Source organism: Sulfurimonas sp. (assembly GCF_028713515.1).
GTDB lineage: Bacteria > Campylobacterota > Campylobacteria > Campylobacterales > Sulfurimonadaceae > Sulfurimonas.
Window position 1 is genome coordinate 295,592 of record NZ_JAQTOD010000001.1, and the last position, 21,750, is coordinate 317,341.

22 protein-coding genes are annotated in these 21,750 nt (G+C 34.7%); 16 read left to right on the top strand and 6 right to left on the bottom strand.

Annotated elements, in window-relative coordinates; translation table 11 throughout:
* Positions 1-135 precede the first annotated feature (135 nt).
* Complete coding sequence (locus PHV22_RS01510) at positions 136-1,152, top strand: aldo/keto reductase (protein WP_299945273.1); 1,017 nt, start codon at positions 136-138, stop codon at positions 1,150-1,152.
* A 125-nt stretch (positions 1,153-1,277) separates the two neighbouring features.
* Positions 1,278-3,224: a ribosomal protection-like ABC-F family protein gene (gene abc-f, locus PHV22_RS01515; RefSeq protein ID WP_299945276.1), complete on the top strand. Its 1,947-nt coding sequence runs from the start codon at positions 1,278-1,280 to the stop codon at positions 3,222-3,224.
* A 17-nt stretch (positions 3,225-3,241) separates the two neighbouring features.
* Here the strand turns inward: abc-f and PHV22_RS01520 are convergent, their stop codons facing one another.
* Positions 3,242-4,603: a class II 3-deoxy-7-phosphoheptulonate synthase gene (locus PHV22_RS01520; RefSeq protein WP_366826232.1), complete on the bottom strand. Its 1,362-nt coding sequence runs from the start codon at positions 4,601-4,603 to the stop codon at positions 3,242-3,244.
* 157 nt (positions 4,604-4,760) lie between these two features.
* Between PHV22_RS01520 and PHV22_RS01525 the strand changes: the two genes are divergently transcribed.
* From PHV22_RS01525 to PHV22_RS01565, 9 genes are all read left to right on the top strand, one after another.
* On the top strand, positions 4,761-5,675 hold the full coding sequence (locus tag PHV22_RS01525; RefSeq protein ID WP_295021338.1) for a GGDEF domain-containing protein: 915 nt from the start codon (positions 4,761-4,763) through the stop codon (positions 5,673-5,675).
* Positions 5,676-6,314 (top strand): CvpA family protein, encoded by a 639-nt coding sequence (locus PHV22_RS01530; protein WP_295021336.1) that lies wholly within the window; start codon positions 5,676-5,678, stop codon positions 6,312-6,314.
* Positions 6,315-6,791, top strand: a complete 477-nt coding sequence (locus PHV22_RS01535) for a Fur family transcriptional regulator (protein ID WP_295021334.1) — start codon at positions 6,315-6,317, stop codon at positions 6,789-6,791. It begins immediately after the preceding gene.
* A 13-nt stretch (positions 6,792-6,804) separates the two neighbouring features.
* Positions 6,805-8,319: a lysine--tRNA ligase gene (lysS, locus tag PHV22_RS01540; protein ID WP_295021332.1), complete on the top strand. Its 1,515-nt coding sequence runs from the start codon at positions 6,805-6,807 to the stop codon at positions 8,317-8,319.
* Positions 8,320-8,337: 18 nt separating this feature from the next.
* Positions 8,338-9,585 carry a serine hydroxymethyltransferase gene (locus PHV22_RS01545; RefSeq protein ID WP_295021330.1) on the top strand — a complete coding sequence of 416 codons (1,248 nt, stop codon included), beginning with the start codon at positions 8,338-8,340 and terminating at the stop codon, positions 9,583-9,585.
* Between the two features lie 12 nt (positions 9,586-9,597).
* Positions 9,598-10,140 (top strand): DUF1882 domain-containing protein, encoded by a 543-nt coding sequence (locus PHV22_RS01550; RefSeq protein WP_295021327.1) that lies wholly within the window; start codon positions 9,598-9,600, stop codon positions 10,138-10,140.
* An 84-nt stretch (positions 10,141-10,224) separates the two neighbouring features.
* Complete coding sequence (locus PHV22_RS01555; RefSeq protein ID WP_295021326.1) at positions 10,225-11,100, top strand: SPOR domain-containing protein; 876 nt, start codon at positions 10,225-10,227, stop codon at positions 11,098-11,100.
* Between the two features lie 43 nt (positions 11,101-11,143).
* Positions 11,144-12,547 carry an anthranilate synthase component I family protein gene (locus PHV22_RS01560; protein WP_295021325.1) on the top strand — a complete coding sequence of 468 codons (1,404 nt, stop codon included), beginning with the start codon at positions 11,144-11,146 and terminating at the stop codon, positions 12,545-12,547.
* A gap of 6 nt (positions 12,548-12,553) precedes the next feature.
* Positions 12,554-13,345, top strand: a complete 792-nt coding sequence (locus tag PHV22_RS01565) for a shikimate dehydrogenase (protein ID WP_295021323.1) — start codon at positions 12,554-12,556, stop codon at positions 13,343-13,345.
* Between the two features lie 11 nt (positions 13,346-13,356).
* On the opposite strand, the gene PHV22_RS01570 is transcribed toward PHV22_RS01565, so the two are convergent.
* Positions 13,357-13,677 carry a hypothetical protein gene (locus PHV22_RS01570; RefSeq protein WP_295021321.1) on the bottom strand — a complete coding sequence of 107 codons (321 nt, stop codon included), beginning with the start codon at positions 13,675-13,677 and terminating at the stop codon, positions 13,357-13,359.
* Between the two features lie 172 nt (positions 13,678-13,849).
* Between PHV22_RS01570 and htpG the strand changes: the two genes are divergently transcribed.
* Complete coding sequence (gene htpG, locus PHV22_RS01575) at positions 13,850-15,742, top strand: molecular chaperone HtpG (protein ID WP_295021319.1); 1,893 nt, start codon at positions 13,850-13,852, stop codon at positions 15,740-15,742.
* A 141-nt stretch (positions 15,743-15,883) separates the two neighbouring features.
* The gene (locus PHV22_RS01580) at positions 15,884-16,390 is read left to right on the top strand and encodes a hypothetical protein (RefSeq protein ID WP_295021317.1); all 507 of its coding nucleotides are present in this window, start codon (positions 15,884-15,886) and stop codon (positions 16,388-16,390) included.
* A gap of 11 nt (positions 16,391-16,401) precedes the next feature.
* Here the strand turns inward: PHV22_RS01580 and PHV22_RS01585 are convergent, their stop codons facing one another.
* Genes PHV22_RS01585 through PHV22_RS01595 form a run of 3 tightly spaced genes read right to left on the bottom strand, consistent with a single transcriptional unit; the run spans position 16,402 to position 17,222 of the window.
* Entirely contained in the window at positions 16,402-16,557 is a 156-nt protein-coding gene (locus tag PHV22_RS01585; RefSeq protein ID WP_295021315.1) for a hypothetical protein, read from the bottom strand.
* Between the two features lie 25 nt (positions 16,558-16,582).
* On the bottom strand, positions 16,583-16,879 hold the full coding sequence (locus PHV22_RS01590) for a hypothetical protein (protein ID WP_295021314.1): 297 nt from the start codon (positions 16,877-16,879) through the stop codon (positions 16,583-16,585).
* Positions 16,880-16,931: 52 nt separating this feature from the next.
* The gene (locus PHV22_RS01595) at positions 16,932-17,222 is read right to left on the bottom strand and encodes a DUF3817 domain-containing protein (protein ID WP_295021313.1); all 291 of its coding nucleotides are present in this window, start codon (positions 17,220-17,222) and stop codon (positions 16,932-16,934) included.
* Between the two features lie 135 nt (positions 17,223-17,357).
* Here PHV22_RS01595 and PHV22_RS01600 point away from each other — a divergent pair, with 135 nt between their 5' ends.
* Genes PHV22_RS01600 through PHV22_RS01610 form a run of 3 tightly spaced genes read left to right on the top strand, consistent with a single transcriptional unit; the run spans position 17,358 to position 20,724 of the window.
* Positions 17,358-17,576, top strand: a complete 219-nt coding sequence (locus PHV22_RS01600) for an OadG family transporter subunit (protein ID WP_295021312.1) — start codon at positions 17,358-17,360, stop codon at positions 17,574-17,576.
* A 9-nt stretch (positions 17,577-17,585) separates the two neighbouring features.
* A complete protein-coding gene (locus PHV22_RS01605) occupies positions 17,586-19,403 on the top strand; it encodes a biotin/lipoyl-containing protein (protein WP_295021311.1) in 1,818 nt (605 codons plus the stop codon).
* A gap of 4 nt (positions 19,404-19,407) precedes the next feature.
* Positions 19,408-20,724, top strand: coding sequence for a sodium ion-translocating decarboxylase subunit beta (locus PHV22_RS01610; protein WP_299945291.1), 1,317 nt, complete (start codon positions 19,408-19,410; stop codon positions 20,722-20,724).
* Positions 20,725-20,779: 55 nt separating this feature from the next.
* Here PHV22_RS01610 and PHV22_RS01615 read toward each other — a convergent pair whose 3' ends face one another.
* Positions 20,780-21,727: a chemotaxis protein gene (locus PHV22_RS01615; protein ID WP_295021307.1), complete on the bottom strand. Its 948-nt coding sequence runs from the start codon at positions 21,725-21,727 to the stop codon at positions 20,780-20,782.
* Positions 21,728-21,750 lie beyond the last annotated feature (23 nt).

Below are 21,750 nucleotides of genomic sequence, written 5' to 3' on the forward strand. Positions count from 1 at the left end.
TTAGCAAAAATGCCTTAAAACCTAAAGATGTATCTGTTTATATAAAAATATTTTTTGTAAACGCTTGGTTTTATTTTGTAATAGAACCAAAAAGAACAATTGAGTACAATTAGACAAAAATTATAGGGATAATCAATGAATCATCGTTATATTGGTCGCAGTGGTTTGCGCGTATCACCAATTTGCCTTGGAACTATGACATTTGGAAGTCAGTGTGACGAGAAGATGGCTTTTAAAATCATGGATAAAGCGTATGAATCCGGAGTAAATTTCTTTGATACGGCAGAGGTTTATCCAATTCCCCCAGAAGAAAAACTTGCCGGACTTACAGAAGAGATAGTTGGGCGATGGCTTAAAACAAAACCGCGCGATAGTATTATTTTAGCTTCAAAAGTTGCAGGTGCTGCCTCAGGATGGTTTGTTCCCCCAATTCGTCACGGTCTTACTGCGTGTGATCGTTTTCATATTGAACGAGCAATAGAAGGCTCGCTAAAGCGTCTTAAAACTGATTATATAGATCTTTACCAGATGCATTGGCCAGATTCTATTGTTCCGATAGAGGAGACAATGCGAGCATTTGATGCATTAGTACAGAGTGGAAAAGTTCGTTATATTGGAACTTCTAATGATACCGCTCGAGGAACTATGAAATCCTTAATGACTTCAAACTATGAAAAACTTTCCCGTTTCGAATCAGTTCAAAACAATTTTTCACTTCTCAATCGTCGTGATTTAACAGAGATTGGCGCTTTGTGTCGTGAAGAGAAGATATCGCTTTTACCATATTCGCCTTTAGGTGGCGGTGTGCTTAGTGGTAAATATAATCAAAATATTAATGCACAAGGACGCTTTAGTGATTATGTTAAATCTCCAAATCAGCGCCAGAGGGTAATGGCATCACGCTTTTTGAATGATAAAACTTTAGCATCTACGGAAGAATATCTTAATATTGCGCAGGAGGTCGGGTTAGATCCAGTAACAATGGCGATTGCGTGGAGTAAGCAGTTTGATTTTGTGGCATCAACAATTATTGGGGCAACAACAGAGAAGCAATTAGATGCCTCTTTGTCGGCGATGGACTTGATACTCAGTGATGAGATTTTACAAAAATTAGATGCAGTTCATGCAAAAATACCTTATCCAATGGGTTGATATTTTTTATTGAAGTTCTTGCAAAATTAAAAAATACACTTACTAAGGCTTCGCTTTTCTGCAAGCTTCAATTAACGCCAATAACGATAAAATCCGCCCAATAAAAAATAGGAATGCAAACATAGATGGCGTTAATAAACTTAATAGATATCTCAAAACACTACTCTGCTCAGAAAATTCTCTCAAATATAAACTTTCATGTAGATGAGGGAGAGAGAATAGTTATTATCGGTAAAAATGGCAGCGGAAAATCAACCCTTATGAAGATTGTGAGCGGCACGCTAGCGCAAGATGGCGGAGAGAGATTCACAAGAAACTCTTTAGAGATAAAAATGCTTGACCAAAGACCAGAGTTTAAAGATGGTGCTACAGTTAGAGAGGCAGTTGAAGATGGTTTGGCTGAACTAAATAATGCAAAAGCTAGATATAACGAACTTTCCATTTTGCTTGGAGATAATTTTGATAATAGAGCCTTAATAGATGAGCATGAAAAATTATCTAGTTATATAGAACATCATGACGCTTGGAATCTTGATGATAAAATAGAGCGGATAATCCAACATTTTGACCTCAAACAGTATGAGCACAAGCCGATTGCAATGCTTAGCGGAGGCGAGCAAAGACGAGTCGCCCTTGCTTCACTGCTTCTGCAAAAACCAGACCTTCTGCTTCTTGATGAGCCTACGAATCACCTTGATGTTTATATGGTTGAATTTTTAGAAGAGCTTATTTTAAAAGAGAAGTTTACACTTGTTTTTATCTCTCATGATAGATATTTTATAGATAGAATCGCTACAAAATCAATCGAGGTAGAGGATTGTGCACTAAGAGAATATAGCGGTGGTTACAGTAACTACTTGACTCAAAAAGAGGAGTATATGCGAACGCTGGAGAAGCAGCATGACAATCTTTTAAAGACTCTAAAAGCGGAAAATGAGTGGTATTCAAGAGGTGTCAGAGCAAGACTTAAAAGAAATGAGGGTAGAAAAGAGAGACTTTTAGAGCTTCGCGAAGATGCAAAAACAAATCCATCAAAAATAAGAAAAATTTCACTTGAATTACAAAGAGAAGCAAAACATTTTAATCGTGACAAGAGTGTAAATAAGCAAAAAATGCTTTTTGAAGTTGAGAATCTATCCATAACTCTTGGAGATAAAGAGCTTATAAAAAACTTCACAACTCGCATACTTCAAAAAGATGTTATAGCTATTGTTGGAGCGAACGGGAGCGGTAAATCAACTCTCATAAGAACTCTTCTTGGACGACTAGAACCTAGCGGCGGAAAAATTAAAAAGGGTGAATTTAAGATAGGTTATTTTGACCAACACAGAGAGATGCTTGATGATTCTAAAAACCTTATAGAGACTTTCTGTCCAAATGGAGGAGATAGAGTAAGTGTGCGCGGTTCAGATATGCATGTTTACGGATACCTGAAAAACTTTTTGTTTCCTAGGGAGTTTCTAGATAAAAAAATCGGGATACTAAGCGGCGGAGAGAAAAACCGCATTGCCCTTGCTCTGCTTTTTACAAAAGATGTTGATATTTTGATTTTGGATGAGCCAACAAATGATTTGGATATTCCAACCATCAACATTCTAGAAGAGCAGTTAACCTCATTTCCTGGAGCCGTAATAATCGTAAGTCATGATAGATATTTTGTGGATAAAATTGCAAAAAAACTATTCATCATAAAATCAAATAAAGAGATAGAGGAGTCATATCAACAGTATTCCGAATATTTAGAACTTGAAAAAGAGTTAAATGAGCTAGAAGAGATAGAGAGACTCTCTCTTGAAAAACCAAAATTAACAGAAGTGGTTCAAGAGAAACAAAAAGCAATTAAACTGACATTCAAAGAGAAAATAGCACTAGAAAAACTGCCTCTTGAGATTGATGAGATAGAAATAAAGATAGATGAAAAAAACAGATGTTTAGCAAATCCAAAATGTTATGAAGAGATAGGAATAGTAAAACTAGCAAAAGAGCTTGAGGAGCTAAAGACGCTCTATGAGCAAAAAGTTGAAGAGCTTTTGATTATACAGGAGAAAGAAGAAGAGATAAATTTTTTGTAAATTTATCTCTTTAAAAATTATCGTTTAGCTTCTTGGAGACTATCTGCAATTAAAAACGCAAGTTCAAGTGCTTGATCTGCATTTAGTCTTGGGTCACAGTGGGTATGATAACGAGAGCTTAGATCCTCTTCTGTTACTACAAATGATCCGCCAATACATTCTGTTACATTTTTACCAGTCATCTCTAGATGGACTCCACCACCAAAAGTTCCCTCTGCCTTGTGAACTTGAAAAAATTGTTTCATCTCTTTTAAAACTGAATCAACAGGGCGAGTTTTAAAGTTGTTTGATGATTTAATAGTATTACCATGCATTGGGTCACAACTCCAAACAACACTCATGCCTTCTCTCTCAATTGCTCGAATAAGTCTTGGCATCCCAGTTATTTCATCACCAACCTTATCTGCCCCCATTCTAACTATAACATTTAGTCTTCCGGCTTCATTTTTAGGGTTTAACTTGTGAACTAATCTTATTAAATCATCTTCTTGCATTGATGGACCTGCTTTGATGCCAATAGGATTATGAACACCACTTAAAAATTCCACATGTGCTCCATTTAGCTGACGAGTTCTGTCTCCTATCCAAAGCATATGAGCCGATGTATCGTACCAATCACCAGTTAGAGAATCTTTTCTCGTAAATGCTTCTTCGTAAGGTAAAAGTAGCGCCTCGTGAGATGTATAAAAATCTGTTTCTCGCAATGTTCTGTATGACTTAGAGGTAATTCCACAAGCCTCCATAAAAGTTAATGATTTTCCTATCTGCTCGGCTAACGCCTCATATTTTTTACTAACTTCACCTTGATGTGCAAAGTCTAATGTCCATTTGTGAACTTGATGCAAATCGGCTAGACCACCAGATGCAAAAGCACGGATTAGGTTCAGTGTAGCAGCTGATTGGTTATATGCTTTTATCATTCTTTGTGGATCTGGAATTCTTGAATCAGGTGTAAAATCAACTCCATTTATGATATCTCCGCGATATGCATCAAGCGTAATATCATCTATGGTTTCACTGTCGCTTGAGCGAGGTTTAGCGAACTGACCACCTAATCTGCCAACTTTAACTACGGGAACGCCACCGGCATAAGTCATAACAACAGCCATTTGAAGCAGTGCTTTAAAGGTATCACGAATGTTTGTAGCGTGAAATTCACTGAAACTCTCAGCGCAATCACCACCTTGGAGTAAAAAAGCGTTACCTTGGCTAACATCGGCCAATTGACTTTTTAGAGAACGAGCTTCGCCAGCGAAAACAAGAGGTGGATAATTTTTTAATTCTGATAAAACTCTCTCAAGCTCATCCTTGTTTGGATAAGTTGGTTGTTGTAAAGCGGGTTTATCCCTCCAGCTTGTAGGACTCCAGTGACTCATAATAAACCTTTTATATAGTTTTAATTTTTGCTAGTTTACATTAAAGTACCTAAAATAGCTCTGACTTGCGCCTTATGCTCTGTGGCTGTATGTAGGATGCAAAGCTCTTTTTTATTCTTGTGAATGTATAATAAGAAAATTTTTTGGATTGGAAGCTAAAGTGCAAAAAAAAGATTTAAAAGCCTTAGTTGAAGAGGTTTATGAGAGTTTACTTGTAAAAATTGACATAGAAAAAGATGTATCAAAGGAGCAAGTTATTGGCTACCTAAGAGATGCCATTGAAATTATTTCCAATATTGATAGTCAAAAGATAGATTCGGCAGAGCGTGTAAAATTAGCTTTTCATAACTCATACAAAGAGCTAGTGGAACATAGTTTAACATCTTATGAATCCACAAATGATAAATTTGAAAAGTTGACGCAACTGCATAAAGTGACGCTTGAAGATTGTATTGCAAATCAGATTGATTTGCCAACTCTTGAGGTAAAATTTAGTGAAATTCAACTTCATATGACAAATGAGATAAAAAAAGCAAACGATATAATTTATGATTTATCACAAAAGGTAGCAACTTTAGAACATACCTCAAGTATTGATGCCTTGACAAAAGTTTTCAACAGAAGAGAACTAAGCAGAAGCTTAGATGAGATATTTTCAAATAAAGATAGACCATATGAGCTTCATCTTCTTATGCTAGATTTAGATGATTTCAAAAAAATAAATGATACTTATGGTCATGTGGCTGGTGATAAAATTTTAATATTTGTGTCAAATATTTTAAAGAAAACACTAAGAGATGGTGATAAAATTTTTAGATATGGTGGAGAAGAGTTTCTAATTATGCTGAATCGTAATAGTGATGAGGGGTGTGAACTTATGGCAAATAGACTTTTAAAACTAGTTAGTTCTAATAATCTTATCTATATGGGTGAAAAGATATCTATAACAGCTAGTATAGGAATGACAAAATTGCTAAAAGATGACAATAAAGATAGTTTAATAGCTAGGGTGGATAAAGCTATGTATATTTCAAAAAATAGTGGGAAAAATCAGTTGACTAAGGTTATGGAATAGATGGATTTTAACTATTTTGATATTGTAGTTTTAGTAATAGTTCTTTTTTTGGGTTTCAAAGGTATCATAAACGGCTTTTTTAAAGAGCTATTTGGGTTGGTGGGTATTGTTGGTGGTATCTTTTTAGCTTCACGAGTTGGAGATAGCGTTGGCCAAGTATTAAGTGATATTATATTTAAATTTCAAAGCAGTAGTGCAATCAGCTTTAGCGGTTTTTTATTTACTATAGTCCTGTTTTGGCTTCTTATGCTGGGGGCTGGGATGGCACTCAAGAAGCTAAGTTTTGTTAGTGGACTTGGGGCTTTTGACAAAATCTTAGGATTTTTCTTCTCTGCTAGTAAGTTTTTCTTCATCGCTTCTGTAATAATTTATTCGGCATATAATGTAAAAGCAACAAGGACGACTCTAGACTCATTTATGAAAAACAGTATACTCTTTCCTGCAATGGTTACTACCGGTAGCTATATCATGAAACTTGAGCCACTGGATATTGAGAAAGCTGTAGATGAGAAAGCGGAAGAAGAGCAAAATAAAATCAATAAAACAATAGACAATTCAACGCTTAAAATTGTAGAAGATGCAAAAAGTAAAATCAAAGAAAAAGCAGTTCAAAACTTAAATAGCAAGGGTGAAAAATAGATGCCTGATTTAAAAACAAATTTCAGAGATAAAACAGTAGAGTATACACAATTGCTTAGTGATTTTAAAATACTTCTTAAAGAGAATGGTTTAAAATTTACAATTCAAAGAGAGGTTATACTTGAGACTCTATATAATTCAAATGAGCATTTAACACCGGAGTCTCTTCACAACTTAATTCAAGAAAAATTTCCAAACTTAAACACTGGAATAGCAACAGTATATAGAACGCTCTCACTTTTAGAAGAGTCCGACATGGTTACTTCACTCTCTTTTGGTGCACAAGGTAAAAAATATGAACTCGGTGCAAAATCCCATCATGACCACTTTATATGCACTGTGTGTGGAGTGATTATAGAATTTGTAGATGAAGAGATTGAAGAGAGACAGCGAAAAATTGCAAAAGAGTTAGATTTTGAAATGAGAGATCACTCAATGCAAATTTATGGAATCTGTAAGAACTGTAAGACAAAATAAAAAGGAAAATATATTGGCTTTTGAAAATAAATTTATACAACAAAGAATAGAAAAAGTAGAATTACTTAGAAGTATAGGTGTTAATCCATATTCAAATGATTCTAAAAGAAATACAACAATAGCGAAATACTTAAATGTAAATTCAGATGTTGCAAGCAAAGAGAATCAAAGAGATGAAAAAAGACACTACATCGTAAGTGGTCGTATAAAACTCTTTAGAATTATGGGTAAAGCAAGCTTTATTGCTATTGAGGATGAGAGCGGAACTCTTCAGGTTTATATAGCAAGAGATAATTTTGTTGAAGGATTTTATAACGATATATTTAAGAAAAACATAGAAGCTGGCGACATTGTTGAAGTTGGAGGATACCCATTTGTAACTGGAATGGGCGAGTTATCTCTGCATGCAGATAGCTTTAAACTACTCACAAAAGCTATAGCGCCACTACCTGAAAAATTCCATGGAATTACAGATAAAGAGACAAGATATAGAAAAAGATATTTAGATCTTATTATGAATGCAGAGGTTAGAAAAACATTTAGAACTCGTTCAAAAGTCATCTCTTTAACTAGACGATTTTTTGAAGATAAGGGTTTTTTAGAGGTTGAGACGCCAATGATGCACCCAATTGCCGGTGGTGCAAACGCTAAACCTTTTGTTACGCATCACAATGCACTCGGTATTGATAGATACCTAAGAATTGCACCAGAGTTATATCTAAAGAGATTGATTGTTGGTGGTTTTGAAGCAGTTTTTGAGATAAATCGTAACTTTAGGAATGAGGGAATGGATGCTACGCACAATCCTGAATTTACTTCAATCGAGTTTTACTGGGCATATAAAACATATAAAGATTTGATAGAGATTACAAAAGAGTATTTTCGTTATCTTTTTAATCATTTAGATTTGCCCACTATGCTTCCTTATGGTGATTTAGAGGTTGATTTTTCAGACTTTAGTGAAATTCCACTTGTTGAGTCCTTGTACACGATTGGTGGAGTTCCACAAGAGGTTGTAAATGATAAAAACAAAATTTTAGAGTTTTTAAAATCTAAAAATATAACAGTAAAACCAAACTTATCATTGGGTCAACTTCAAGGTGAACTTTTTGATGAGTTTGTTGAAGAAAAACTAATAAATCCTACATTTATAACGGAATATCCAGTTGAAATATCGCCTCTGGCAAGAAGAAGTGATATTGATTCAAATGTAACAGAGAGATTTGAGCTATTTATTGCTGGTCGTGAAATTGCAAATGCTTTTAGTGAGTTAAATGATCCAGTTGATCAATATGAGAGATTCAGAACTCAAGTTGAATCAAAAGATTGTGGTGATGATGAAGCTCATGAGATGGATGAGGATTTTGTAGAGGCACTAAGCTATGGTATGGCTCCAACTGCAGGGCAGGGAATAGGCATAGATAGACTTGTAATGCTCCTGACTAATGAACACTCCATTAGAGATGTGTTGCTATTTCCAGCCATGAAGCCACTTCATAGTGATGAGCAGTGTGAAGAAGAAAATTAATTAAACAAAGGATAATGTATGAGTTTTTTAAAAGAGTATGATAGTGAAATTTTTGAGTTATGTGAAAAAGAGTTGGAGAGACAGACTGACCATTTAGAGATGATAGCATCTGAGAATTTTACGCTTCCAGCTGTAATGGAGGCGATGGGTTCGGTGTTCACAAACAAGTATGCAGAGGGTTATCCTGCTAAGCGTTACTATGGCGGTTGTGAGTATGCTGATGGTGTTGAGCAGTTAGCGATAGATAGAGCTTGTGAGCTTTTTGGATGTAACTTTGCTAATGTTCAGCCACACTCTGGAAGTCAAGCAAATGCCGCTGTTTATGCAGGCCTACTTAAAGCTGGAGATAAGCTTTTAGGTATGGATTTGAGTCACGGTGGTCACTTAACTCATGGTTCAAAACCTAGTTTTTCAGGTCAAAACTATTCAAGTTTTACTTATGGCGTTGAGCTTGATGGTCGTATGAATTATGATAAGATTATGGAGATTGCAAAAGCAGTTAAACCAAAAATCATCGTTTGTGGAGCTTCTGCTTATGCAAGAGAGATAGATTTTAAAAAATTCCGTGAGATAGCTGATGAAGTTGGAGCTATTATGTTCGCCGACATTGCTCATGTTGCTGGACTCGTAGTTGCAGGTGAGCATCCAAATCCATTTCCACATGCCCATGTTGTAACAACAACTACCCATAAAACTCTTGCGGGACCAAGAGGCGGTATGATTATGACAAATGATGAAGAGATAGCAAAAAAGATGAACTCTGCAATTTTCCCTGCTCTTCAAGGTGGTCCGCTTGTTCATGTGATAGCTGCTAAGGCAGTAGGTTTTAAATATAATCTGTCTCCAGAATGGAAAGATTATGCAAAACAAGTTAAAGCGAATGCTAAAGTCTTGGCTGAAGTTCTTTTAAAAAGAGGCTTTGATTTAGTAAGTGGTGGGACTGACAATCATCTTGTTTTAGTATCATTTATAAATCGCGAGTTCTCAGGAAAAGATGCAGATATTGCACTTGGAAATGCTGGAATAACAGTAAATAAAAATACAGTACCAGGTGAAACAAGAAGCCCTTTCGTTACTTCAGGTATCCGCATTGGAAGTCCTGCTTTGACATCTCGTGGTATGAAAGAGAGAGAGTTTGAGTTTATTGCTAACAAAATAGCTGATGTCCTTGATAATATAAATGACATCGCCATGCACACAAAAATCAAAGAAGAGTTAAAAGAGTTGGCTCAGAATTTTGTAATATATAATCAATCAACATACTAGGAGATAATCACTATGGTTGCAATGGATTTAGCTCTTATTAAAATGCTTACTGATCACTACTGGGTCAAAAAAGATAGTGTTGTTGATAAATTGGTCTTTAAAGGTCGTACTTTTTATAATAAATTTGAGAAGATTAACGCGACTCTCTCACAATCTGTTATCAATCAGCATTTAAAGGGAGAGATTACTGTTGCACACTCTTTGATTAACAAAAGTGGTAAAGTTGAAAATATTGTAATTGATTATAACGGAAGAGATCCTGAGAGATTTTATCATAAGGCACAACTTCTTCTTCGTGAAGAGGGGTATATAAATTTCACAGCCTATAAAACAAAAACAGAGGGGCATCTTCATGTCTATATCCACAAAGGACATACTACTCTTCAAGAAGCTATTCAACTTGGAAAAATGATCTCTATGAAACTGGCAGCGAAACAACCCAATCAATGGAGAATGTTCCCAAATGCCGATATGCCAGATGAGTATAATATTTTGACAATACCATACGATGTTTACGCAAAAGAGCGCGGAGCTTCTTGGTCAAAACATATGTAGTAATAGGTCTAGCTATTTTTTAGTTGGACATAAAATATATATTTTTTGGTATTATTAGAGTTAATTTTTTAAAAGGGTTTATAGATGGAAGAAAAAAGTGAACTAAACGATATTATATTAAATAAAAATACATCTTCAACAAATAACAAAAAGATTGTTTTAGCTGTTGCTACGCTGGGAATAATTTTAATAGTTGTTGTTATGTTAATGAATACTATTACCTCAAAGGGCACCGATAACCTTCCTCAGGCAATTCTTCCACCAGCACCAGAGATAAAAAAACCAAAAGTAGCAGAAAATGAGCCACTTTTTGAAGAAGTTCCAGTTATTCAAGACGGAACTCAAAATGGTGATTCACTTGAAAAAATTGCACAAAAACTAAAAGAAGAGAGTAGTAAAGAGGTGATGCAAGATGTTGTTCCCCAAGAGATAGTTAGCCCTGATAGCGTAGAAGCAGTTCCTTCAAGTGTAATTATAAAAAAAGAGAAAACTAAAGAGAGTATGCCCGCTCACGAAATTGTAAAAAAAGAGAAAACTAAAGAAATTCTAACTCCTAAAGAAGTTGTAAAAAAAGAGAGAGTCAAAGAAATTAAAGCTCCTAAAGAAGTTGTAAAAAAAGAGAAAGTTAAAGAAACTATAAAGAAAAAAGAAGTTGAAGAGAGTGTAAAAGCAGAGCCTTCAAAAATAGTTATTAAGCCATCTCAAGAGCTAAAGAGTAATAGTAACGAGATTTATTATATTCAAGTTGGCTCTTTCACAAAAAATGAACCTAACAAAAACTTGTTAGAATCTATTGGAAAATTAGGATATAAATATAAATTTCATAAAGTAAAAAATGACTCTACTGAGCTCAGTAAAGTTTTAGTTGGTCCTTTTGGTAGCGACAAAGAAGCAAGAGAGGCTCTAAAGGCTGTGAGAAGTTCTGTAGAGCCTGGCGCATTTTTAACTAAAATACAATAATTATGCTCCTCCTTTGGAGCAAACTCTCTCACAAGGTATCACTTTGATTTATTCCAAGCAATTTACTCAAGATCAGTTGGCCCCAATCGCTGTTTATGCAAAATTAAAATCAATTTTTAAAGATGAAATCTCTTATCTTTTTGAGAGTGCTGGTGGTAGTGATGGAAACTATAGTTTTATATGTATTGGAGCTAGAGAAAGACTCCAATATATAAACAATCAAACAATCTACACAGATGCCAATGGTGCCTCTCATGCCAAAAGTTACTCCCCATTTATTTTTTTAAAAGAGTACTACAAAAATATAGATACTAGCATATACAAAAGCGCGTCAAAAGAGCTAAAAATTGGCTATGTTGATGGTTTTATAGGTTATATTGGTTATGACATGGTAAAAGTTTTTGAGCCGAAATTAAACTCAAGTATGAGCAATCTTCGGGATGAGTTAAATACTCCAGACTTGGACTTGATGCTTCCAAAAATCGTTTTAGTTTATTCTCATAAAAATCATAAAATCTCTCTTATTAGTACAATCTTAGAGATGAGCAACAAGTTTGATGAGATAGAAAATGAACTAAAAAGCTCTTATGAGTATATTCCTATGAAGAAAAATATTGGAGATGATAAGGGCAGTTTTGCGTTTTCTAAAGAGCAATTTTTCAAAATGGTTGATAATTCCAGAGAGATGATAAGAAGTGGGGATGTTTTTCAAATCCTCATGACAAATCGTTTTACAAGAAATATAAAAGTTGATCCATTTAGTTTTTATAGAGTCCTACGAACAAAAAATCCATCGCCTTATATGTTCTTAATGGAGTATGAAGATTTTAACATAGTTGGAAGCTCTCCTGAGGTTATGGTTAGACTAACAGATGGCGAACTTCTGCTTCGCCCGATTGCTGGAACAAGAAAAAGAGGCGGCACGAGAGAGAGAGATACAGAGCTTGAGTACGAACTTTTAAATGATCCAAAAGAACTCGCAGAGCATCTGATGCTTATAGATTTGGGTAGAAATGATGTGAGTCGTGTTGCAAAAACTGGGAGCGTTAAGGTTGAAAATATGATGCATATTGAGAAGTTTTCTCATGTTATGCATATAGTTTCAGATGTTACTGCACAGCTAGATGACGATAAAGATATGTTTGATCTTTTTATGGCAACTTTTACAGCAGGAACTATGACAGGTGCACCAAAAATCCGTGCAATGGAGCTTATAGCTGAGTATGAGGGAATCAAAAGAGGTTTTTATAGCGGGAGTATAGGTTACTTTGGTTTCGATGGAAATATGGACAGCGCTATAACTATAAGAACTGCTATGGTTAAAAAAGATAAGGTTGTCCTGCAAGCTGGTGCTGGAGTGGTTGCTGATAGTCAAAATGAGCTAGAGTATCTGGAAGTTAAAAACAAGTTGGGTGCACTTGTTCATTCACTTGAAGATTTAGACTAATACGCTATGAAACTATTTGCTATTTTTGGCAATCCAGTTGAGCACTCTCGTTCCCCGCTTATGCACAACAGTGTTTTTAAAAACTTAAATTATAGAGCTTGCTACACAAGAGTTCATCTAAGCGATGGTTTAAAACTAAGAGAGACTTTTTTTTCTTTAGGTTTAAGTGGGGCAAATGTAACTGTTCCACATAAAGAAGTGGCGTTTGAAGCGTGCGATGAAGTTAGAGGTTTTGCAAAAAAAATAGGTGTTGTAAATACTCTTGTAAATGAAAATGGCAAACTCGTAGGCTATAACACCGATGCTGATGGTTTTGTCTGCTCCATAAAAGAGTTTGGTAGGATAAAAAAAATACTTATTTTGGGCGCTGGCGGAACAGCAAAAGCGTTAGCGTCTAGGTTTGTGCAAGAAGATATGGAAGTTACTATTTTAAACAGAAGTGCGGATAAACTGACATATTTTAAAAATCTAGCTCAGTTTTGCTACTCATGGGAAGAGTTTAAACTAAGTAGTTATGACTTGGTAGTAAACACAACAAGTGCTGGTTTAAAGGATGAAGAACTTCCTGCTCCTAAAGAGATTATTGAAGTTATTTTGGATAATACAGTTTTTGTAGCAGATGCAATTTACGGCAAGTTAACACCATTCTTGCGTCTTGCAAAAAATAAAAACATAAGATTTAAAGACGGCGCAGATATGCTTTTAGAGCAGGGTATTTTGGCAAACGATTTGTTTGTAAATCATGAGTTAGATTTAGTGGATATCAGAAAATATATGTCTAGAAGCTTTGCAATATAGAGAGAATTTTTTCACTCTTCCTCTTTATAGTTTTCCTTAAAACAGATGTTGTTTGTGTACCAGATGGCAATTTCTGCATCACTATATCGATATTCTCTATTATTCGCTGGAAGCGAGCTGTTTCTAAGATAAGAACCAATAATCCCAACAGCTATAAATGAGAGAGCAAGAGCAAGAAGAGCAATAAAGTAGTCATACAAATACCACGCCACTAAGCTAATAAAAGGTGAGCTGAATCGCAAAAAAATCCCAATCAAAAAAGCGATAACTTTACATTTTCTTGTCTGTAGTTTTGGAGTTGGTTTTATAAATTCAATAAAATCTGGCTGCATAAGGCATCACCTTTTTTGGTAAATTATAGCAGATTAATTTTATATATTCCAATTATTGTTTTATTACACTAAGATAAGTTTAGTCATAAAGACTAAACTTAGTTGATAATCTTCTTAGCATTTACTTTTTTTTGTTAAACTTACAAGAATTTTTACAAAAAAGGACATATAAATGGCAAAACATCAATTTCAAACAGAAGCAAACAAAATCTTACACTTAATGATCCACTCACTCTACTCAAACAAAGAGATTTTTCTTCGTGAGTTAGTCTCAAACGCCTCAGATGCGCTAGATAAACTCAATATGTTAGTTTTAACTGATGACGCATATAAAAATGTAAGTTTCTCTCCACGCATAGATATCATAGCTAACAAAGAGGCTAAAACTTTAACGATTAGCGACACCGGTATCGGTATGAATGAAGATGATTTGATGAATAATCTTGGAACTATCGCAAAATCTGGTACAAAAGCATTTTTAGAAAATATGTCAGGCGATCAGAAAAAAGATTCTAATCTTATTGGTCAATTTGGTGTTGGTTTTTACGCTTGTTTTATGGTTGCGCACAAAGTTGAAGTTACATCAAAAAAAGCAGGTGAAGAGAGCGCGTATTTGTGGACAAGCAGTGGCGATGGTGAGTTTGAGCTAGAGAGTGCAACTAAAGACGGACACGGAACCACTATTGTTATGTATCTAAATGATGACGAGATGGAATTTTTAGAGGCTCATAGAGTAGAATCTATCGTTAAAAAATATTCAAATCATATTCCATTCGCAATATTTATGGATAAAGAAAAATATGTTTCAGCTAAAAAAGATGAAGATGGAAAAGAGATAGAGCCATCAAGAACGGATATAGAAAATACTCAAATTAATCGTGCTAATGCACTCTGGACAATCTCAAAAAATGAGATAAAAGATGAAGAGTATAAGGATTTTTACAGCTCAATCGCTCACTCTTCAGAGGAGCCTTTGGCGTGGATGCACAACAAAGCGGAGGGCGCTATTGAGTATACAACACTTTTTTACATCCCAAGTAAAGCGCCTATGGATCTCTATAGAGTTGACTATAAAACAGGAATCAAGCTCTACATAAACCGTGTTTTCATAACAGATGATGAAAAAGAGTTAATGCCGACATATTTGAGATTTCTGCGCGGTGTAATCGACTCAAAAGATCTTCCATTAAATGTTTCTCGTGAGATTTTACAATCAAACGCAGTAATGGCAAAGATTAAAAACGCTTCTGTGAAAAAAGTACTCTCAGAACTTGCAAAATTGGCTAAAAATGATAAAGAAAAGTATAGTAAATTCTATGCTGAATTTGGCAATGTTTTAAAAGAGGGACTCTATAATGATTTCTCAAATCGTGAAAAAATTCTAGAACTTTTACAGTTCAACACACTAAATTCAAGTGAAAAAATAGATATAGAAGAGTTTGTTAAAAATGTAAATACTGATAAAAAAGAGATCTACTATATCACTGGTAAAACCACATTAAGTATGTTAAAAAATTCACCATCATTAGAGAGATTTAAGTCTCGTGGAATTGATGTTTTAGTTTTAAACGAAGAGATAGATGCCATTATATTCCCAATGGTAACTGAGTATAAAGAGTATAAGCTTGTTCCAGTTGCTGATGCAAAATTCGAGGAGAGTAATGAAGAGAAAAAAGAAGAAGAGGAAGTTGCAAAAACTTATGAAGGCTTAGTAAAAGAGTTTAAAGACGCTCTTGGAGATAGCGTTAAGTCTGTTGAGACAACATTTGATTTGACTGATTCTCCTGTTGCAATAAAGGTAGATAAAGAAGATCCATCTTACATGATGGCACAGATGATGAGACAAATGGGACAAGGCGCTGATGTGCCGGCTCCAGCTCCAATTTTTCAGATAAACCCTAAGCATGAGCTTATAATCAAGCTAAAAGAATCAGTTGATCAAAATCTTATTAATGATGCTGCTCATGTTTTACTAGATCAAGCGAAACTTTTTGATGGTCAAGAGCTCGGTGATACAGCAGAATTTATCGCTAGATTAAACAGAATTATAAGTAAAGCTATATAATATTTACAAATAACACTCTTTTGTGTTATTTGAACTCTTTAATGATTGCAACCATTATCCTTTTAATATCAAAATTCTTTATAATAATTTTTATTATTACTTTTTAGTCAATAGATAAGATAATTATGGTATCTTACAAATATGATTAATATATACAAAGAGAAAAGAGAGCAGAAAAATGCTGAGCTTCGCATTTTAATTGATAAGATGCTTGATGATGGAAACTACTTTTTAGATAAATATTTTAAAGATTTAGATATAGCTGAATATAGATATGACATCTTAGAAGCTATGGAAGAGCTATGTTTAGATAGATCTGAGGTTATTCAGCTTGTTGAAGATTATGTTATACAAATATTAAAATCAAAATCAAAATTTGATAAATATATAGACAAACTAATAGATGATAGCAGTAAAAACATTGACTTGGATTATGGTGATATAGTAAATCTTGCACATAAAAACCTTGGTGTTGCAAGAAATCTTAGGATTAAGGATGCGTCTATAGTGCTGGAAGTCATTATGTCTAAAACGGACCTTGATTATCTTCGTTTGTGTGCAAAGGCTTTGGAGATATTGGCGGTAAAATTAAATCCGAAATGCGCATATGATACATTGAGTTTAATACGAGTAAAAAATTCCCTATAAAGATATACTTATTATTGCGTTGTGTGCCAACTAAACTCTTTTTGTTTTTTTAAAGTTGATTTGTCTTCCTTTGTGACTGGTAAAACAAATGCAAGTATGATAAATAAAAACGAAAAAATAATTGCACCTAAGATAGCAAGAACAATTTTTAGTTTAAAATCACTCATTATAAATTCACCTTTATTTTATCTATTAAGAGCGGTTGGTTGTCATATAGATCCAAAACTCTTTATGAGAGTAGCCTTTGTCTAGAAAATAAAGCTGCAGTATTGCAACTCTATAAAGTGTAATAATCATTTTTACAAATGGAATAAAAAGAGATATAGACACTAAAAGTGATTGTTCTTTATTGCCTTTTGATTCTATCATCTCGTGCACACCTATGTTTTTACTTAGATATACACCAAAAAAGATTGAAAAAGTAAAGTTTAAAATTATTCCAAAAATAATATATGCAAAAAAATCTTGCTCATTCATTCCAGCGATCATTGTTAAAATTCCTTGTTTAAATAGTAAAAAATTTTATCTAAAATAAACTTTTTTACTCATAAGTTTTTATTTTCTCTTTTGTAAAAAAAGTTCCAAACGGTACAAGCGATGCCAGAAAAAATATGAGAGTATATTTAAGTGACCATTTTGCATCAAGAGAAGCCTTAATGAGCAAAAAACAAAATATTATAAATAAAATTCCATGAATCATACCAACAACTTTTACGGCGATTGGAAATGCAAAAAAATATTTCATAGGCATCGCGATAAAAAGCAATATAATATATGAGTATCCTTCTGTTGTGTTGATCTGTCCAAATTTTTTAACACTATTTTTTATCATAAAAACTCCTGGTTGTTTTGTTGGCGAATTGTATTATCTTTTTAACTTTTTTTAGAAATTTATAAGAAAAATGGAAACTCTTTTTAAACATATTTATCATACAATTATATAAATTTGTAGCTAGAAGGTGTATTTATGGAAACTAATCTTGTTGTAGAGGGTGCTAAAATTATGCTGTTAGGTACAGGAACTGTTTTCTTGTTTATAGCAATAATGATAGTGGCAATGAATACTATGTCAGCTATTTTAACCAAGCAGTACCCAGAAGCAGATCCTATAGAGATAAATAATCAATTAAATAATCAAAAAATTGTTGCAGCGATTGTAGCTGCAATAAAACATCATAGAAGTTAGGGAGTAAATATGGCAAAAAAATTTATAGATGTAATGGATACAACATTCAGAGATGGCTTCCAGTCAGTTTTTGGTGGTCGTGTATTGATGAATGATTTTTTCCCAGCTGTTGACGCGGCAAAAAATGCAGGAATAACTCACTTTGAATTTGGTGGTGGGGCGAGATTTCAGTCCCTGTATTTTTACCTGAGAGAAGACGCGTTTGAGATGATGGATAAATTCCGGAGTATTGTGGGTCCTGATGCAAACCTTCAAACTCTTGCTCGTGGAGTAAATACAGTAATGCTAGATACTGGTTCTAAAGACTTGATAGACTTGCATGCAAAAATGTTTAAAAAACATGGAACTACGACCATTAGAAACTTTGACGCTCTAAATGATATTGAAAATCTTAGATATTCTGGTGAGAGAATCGTGCATCATGGACTTAAGCATGAAGTTGTTGTAACAATGATGGATCTTCCTCCTGGTTGTCATGGTGCGCATACTGCTGAGTTTTATGAGAAAATCCTTCGTGAAATCCTAGATAGTGGTATCCCATATAGCAGTATATGTTTTAAAGACGCATCTGGAACATCAAATCCACAAAAAGTGTTTGAAACTATTACGATGGCAAGAAAGTTAGTTCCAGAGGGAACACATCTTCGTCTTCACACACATGAAACAGCTGGCGTATCTGTTGCTGGTTATATAGCTGCTCTTGAGGCTGGTGTTGATGGAATTGATATGGCGGCTTCTCCTGTTAGTGGAGGAACAAGTCAGCCAGATATCTTAACTATGATTCATGCTACAAAAGGTATGAATTATGATCTTGGCGGATTAGAAATTAACAAAATATTAACTTACGAGAAAGTGTTACAATCTTGTTTGGCGGACTATTTTATGCCTCCTGAAGCAACTATGGTTTCTCCACTTATTCCATTTTCGCCAATGCCTGGCGGTGCGCTAACTGCAAATACACAGATGATGCGTGATAATGGTATATTAGATAAATTCCCAGAAGTTATAGCTGCTATGACGGAAGTTGTAGAAAAGGGTGGCTATGGAACATCTGTAACCCCAGTATCTCAATTTTATTTTCAACAAGCACTAAACAATGTTATGCAAGGTCCATGGAATGCAATTGCTCCAGGCTATGGAAGAATGGTTCTTGGATATTTTGGAAAAACTCCAGTTGCACCAGATCCTGAGATTGTAAGAATTGCTTCTGAGAAGTTAGGTTTGCCGCCCACTACCGAGAAAGCTCTTGATTTAGCAAATGCTGATGAGAGTAAATCTGTAGAGACTTGGATAAATAGACTTAAAGAAGAGGATGTTGAAATCACAGAAGAGAACATCTTTATTGCAGCAGCATGTCAAGATAAAGGAATTGCTTTTTTAAAGGGTAAGGGCGAATTAAATGTTCGTAAAATATCAGAGATGAAAAAATTAGAAACAAAAACAGAGCAGGGAGAGTCAAATATGGGTAGCGGAAATTATACAGTAGTGGTTGATGGTCAAAAATTTAGTGTTCAAGTGGCTGAGGGTGATGCAAACATTCAAGTAACAGCAGTAAATGGAGAGAGTACATCAACTCCAGCGGCACCAACTGCTCCAGTAGCTGCAGCGGTTTCAGGGATAAATATCAAAGCGCTTTTACCTGGAAGTGTTTGGAAGATAGTTGCTAATCCAGGTCAGAGTGTTCAAGAGGGTGATGTTATTTTAATACTTGAATCTATGAAAATGGAAATTGATATTATTGCACCAAAAGGTGGTGTAGTCAAGTCTATTAATGTTGCTACAAATGATAAAGTAGTTGAAGGTCAGATAGTAGCTGTGCTAGGATAGATATATGAAAAAAGTCATAATAAAGTTTTTTGTACTATTTATGTTGTTTGGTTTAAATAGTGCTTATGCAAATGTCTCTTCAAGTATTAGTGTTGAAAAAGAAGAGAACTATATCCCAAAGCCCTTCTCTGAAATGATAGTTGGATTTCTAGAGTCAACGGGAATAAATGCGTTTATTAATCCAAGTCCAGATGAGTTAAACTCCCATGGTGAACAGATGAGCGATTTCCATAAAACTTGGGGACGCCTGATTATGATACTGGTCACATTTGTGCTCTTTTATCTGGCGATAAAAAAGGAATTTGAACCGCTTCTACTCCTGCCGATAGGTTTCGGTGGTCTTCTTGCAAATATACCAATAGCTGGCATAAGTGGCCCAGATGGACTTCTTGGAATTATTTATAGTATGGGTTTATCAAATCAACTTTTCCCGCTTTTGGTATTTATGGGTGTTGGAGCAATGACTGATTTTGGTCCACTCTTATCTAACCCAAAGACTGCTCTTTTAGGTGGTGCTGCTCAGTTTGGTATATTTGGAACTCTTATTGGTGCAGTGGTGTTATCTCAGTACACAGATATTTTCAACTTTACTCTTCAGCAATCATCTGCAATTTCAATAATCGGTGGCACAGATGGTCCGACATCAATTTATATTGCAACAAAACTTGCTCCTGAGCTTCTTGGAGCAATAGCTGTTGCGTCATACTCATATATGGCGATGATCCCAATCATTCAACCTCCAATTATGAAAGCGCTAACAAGCGAGAGAGAGAGAAAAATAAAGATGAGTACTCTTCGTCATGTTTCGCGTCTAGAGAAACTAATATTTCCGCTTATGGTTCTAGTGCTTGCTATCTTAATTTTACCAGAGTCAACCCCATTAATCGGTGCTTTTATGTTTGGTAACTTTTTAAAAGAGTCTGGTGTTGTAGATAGACTCTCTGATGTTATGCAAAATGTACTTATCAATACTGTTACAATATTTTTAGGTCTAGCTGTCGGTTCTAAACTTGTGGCTGATCAGTTTTTAGTGGCGGAGACGCTTGCAATTTTAGCTCTTGGGATTGTTGCTTTTTCTGTTGGAACGGCTTCTGGTATTATAATGGCCAAAATAATGAACCTTTTTCCTGGAAGTAAAATAAATCCTCTGATTGGTTCAGCTGGCGTCTCTGCTGTTCCTATGGCTGCTCGTGTTTCGCACAAGATGGGCTTGGAGTATGATAGAACAAATATGCTCTTGATGCATGCGATGGGTCCAAATGTTGCAGGTGTTATTGGCTCAGCTATTGCCGCTGGAGTGATACTGTCAATATTTAAATAGGTTCATAGCGCCTCTTGCCTTTATAAGAGGTGCTATGTTTTGCAATTTTTTTTACTTAGTTTGGTTTCGTCATAATTTTAATTATTAACGGTAAGATATTATGGCTTTTTGTTTTATCTATAAATCCATCTGCTCCTAAAACTTCTGCTTCTCTTTTGTTATTGTTTCCAGTCATAGAACTATTTACGATTATTGGAATATTTTTTGTTTTGGGATTATTTTTTAAGAGCTTAACTACTGTAAATCCAGACATCTCCGGCATCTCTATGTCCGTAATTATAGCTGGAATCCGTGAAACATCGTCTCCGAGAGCATTTATATAATCAACAAGAAGTTTCCCATTGTTAAAAAGTTTCATTTTTATTTGAGAGTTTTCAAAAATCTGGGTTAAATGTTTCTGTGCTGTTTTTGAATCTTCAGCAATTAAAACAATACCATTTTTAAGTTTTATAGGGATTTCAATTTTTGATAAATTTAGAGGCGATTCATTAACATCTACCATAGCTTGCGGAACAACATCTGCTAGGAGTTTCTCATAATCGAGTATCAGACAAATACTGCCATCTTCTAATCTTGTGTCATTGATTACAACATTGTTATCACCAACTCTATAGCTATCTGGCGCGTGCATTTCGTTCCAGTTTTTCTTGATTACTCTAAAGGCTGACATTATTCTAAGACCAATAATTATTCCATTGAAGTCGCAAATAAGTATATTTGATCTACCTAACTCTTCTCTTGTGAGGGCTATTCCAAGCCATGATGGGAGATTAAGTATTGGGATTTGTAATCCGCGAAGGACTATTGTGCCTTCAAGCATCGCATGCGAAGATGGAATTTGGGTTAAATAGTGGTTTTTTGACTCCACCACTTCTCTGGTTTTAAAAACATTGATAGCATAGTAAGCAGAGTCTGATTTGTCACTCACTCTAAACACAAGTAGTTGTAACTCATTATTTTTTGCTAGATTTGTGGCAGAATCTACATTATCCAAGACAGACATAATTCTCCTTTTTGGTATATTTT

Bases quoted from the DNA above. Each gene is read 5' to 3' on its own strand.
- PHV22_RS01510 (WP_299945273.1), top strand. From the start codon at position 136: ATGAATCATCGTTATATTGGTCGCAGTGGTTTGCGCGTATCACCAATT.
- abc-f (WP_299945276.1), top strand. From the start codon at position 1,278: ATGGCGTTAATAAACTTAATAGATATCTCAAAACACTACTCTGCTCAG.
- PHV22_RS01530 (WP_295021336.1), top strand. From the start codon at position 5,676: ATGGATTTTAACTATTTTGATATTGTAGTTTTAGTAATAGTTCTTTTT.
- PHV22_RS01535 (WP_295021334.1), top strand. From the start codon at position 6,315: ATGCCTGATTTAAAAACAAATTTCAGAGATAAAACAGTAGAGTATACA.
- PHV22_RS01545 (WP_295021330.1), top strand. From the start codon at position 8,338: ATGAGTTTTTTAAAAGAGTATGATAGTGAAATTTTTGAGTTATGTGAA.
- PHV22_RS01550 (WP_295021327.1), top strand. From the start codon at position 9,598: ATGGTTGCAATGGATTTAGCTCTTATTAAAATGCTTACTGATCACTAC.
- PHV22_RS01555 (WP_295021326.1), top strand. From the start codon at position 10,225: ATGGAAGAAAAAAGTGAACTAAACGATATTATATTAAATAAAAATACA.
- PHV22_RS01565 (WP_295021323.1), top strand. From the start codon at position 12,554: ATGAAACTATTTGCTATTTTTGGCAATCCAGTTGAGCACTCTCGTTCC.
- PHV22_RS01570 (WP_295021321.1), bottom strand. From the start codon at position 13,677: ATGCAGCCAGATTTTATTGAATTTATAAAACCAACTCCAAAACTACAG.
- htpG (WP_295021319.1), top strand. From the start codon at position 13,850: ATGGCAAAACATCAATTTCAAACAGAAGCAAACAAAATCTTACACTTA.
- PHV22_RS01580 (WP_295021317.1), top strand. From the start codon at position 15,884: ATGATTAATATATACAAAGAGAAAAGAGAGCAGAAAAATGCTGAGCTT.
- PHV22_RS01585 (WP_295021315.1), bottom strand. From the start codon at position 16,557: ATGAGTGATTTTAAACTAAAAATTGTTCTTGCTATCTTAGGTGCAATT.
- PHV22_RS01590 (WP_295021314.1), bottom strand. From the start codon at position 16,879: ATGATCGCTGGAATGAATGAGCAAGATTTTTTTGCATATATTATTTTT.
- PHV22_RS01595 (WP_295021313.1), bottom strand. From the start codon at position 17,222: ATGATAAAAAATAGTGTTAAAAAATTTGGACAGATCAACACAACAGAA.
- PHV22_RS01600 (WP_295021312.1), top strand. From the start codon at position 17,358: ATGGAAACTAATCTTGTTGTAGAGGGTGCTAAAATTATGCTGTTAGGT.
- PHV22_RS01605 (WP_295021311.1), top strand. From the start codon at position 17,586: ATGGCAAAAAAATTTATAGATGTAATGGATACAACATTCAGAGATGGC.
- PHV22_RS01610 (WP_299945291.1), top strand. From the start codon at position 19,408: ATGAAAAAAGTCATAATAAAGTTTTTTGTACTATTTATGTTGTTTGGT.
- PHV22_RS01615 (WP_295021307.1), bottom strand. From the start codon at position 21,727: ATGTCTGTCTTGGATAATGTAGATTCTGCCACAAATCTAGCAAAAAAT.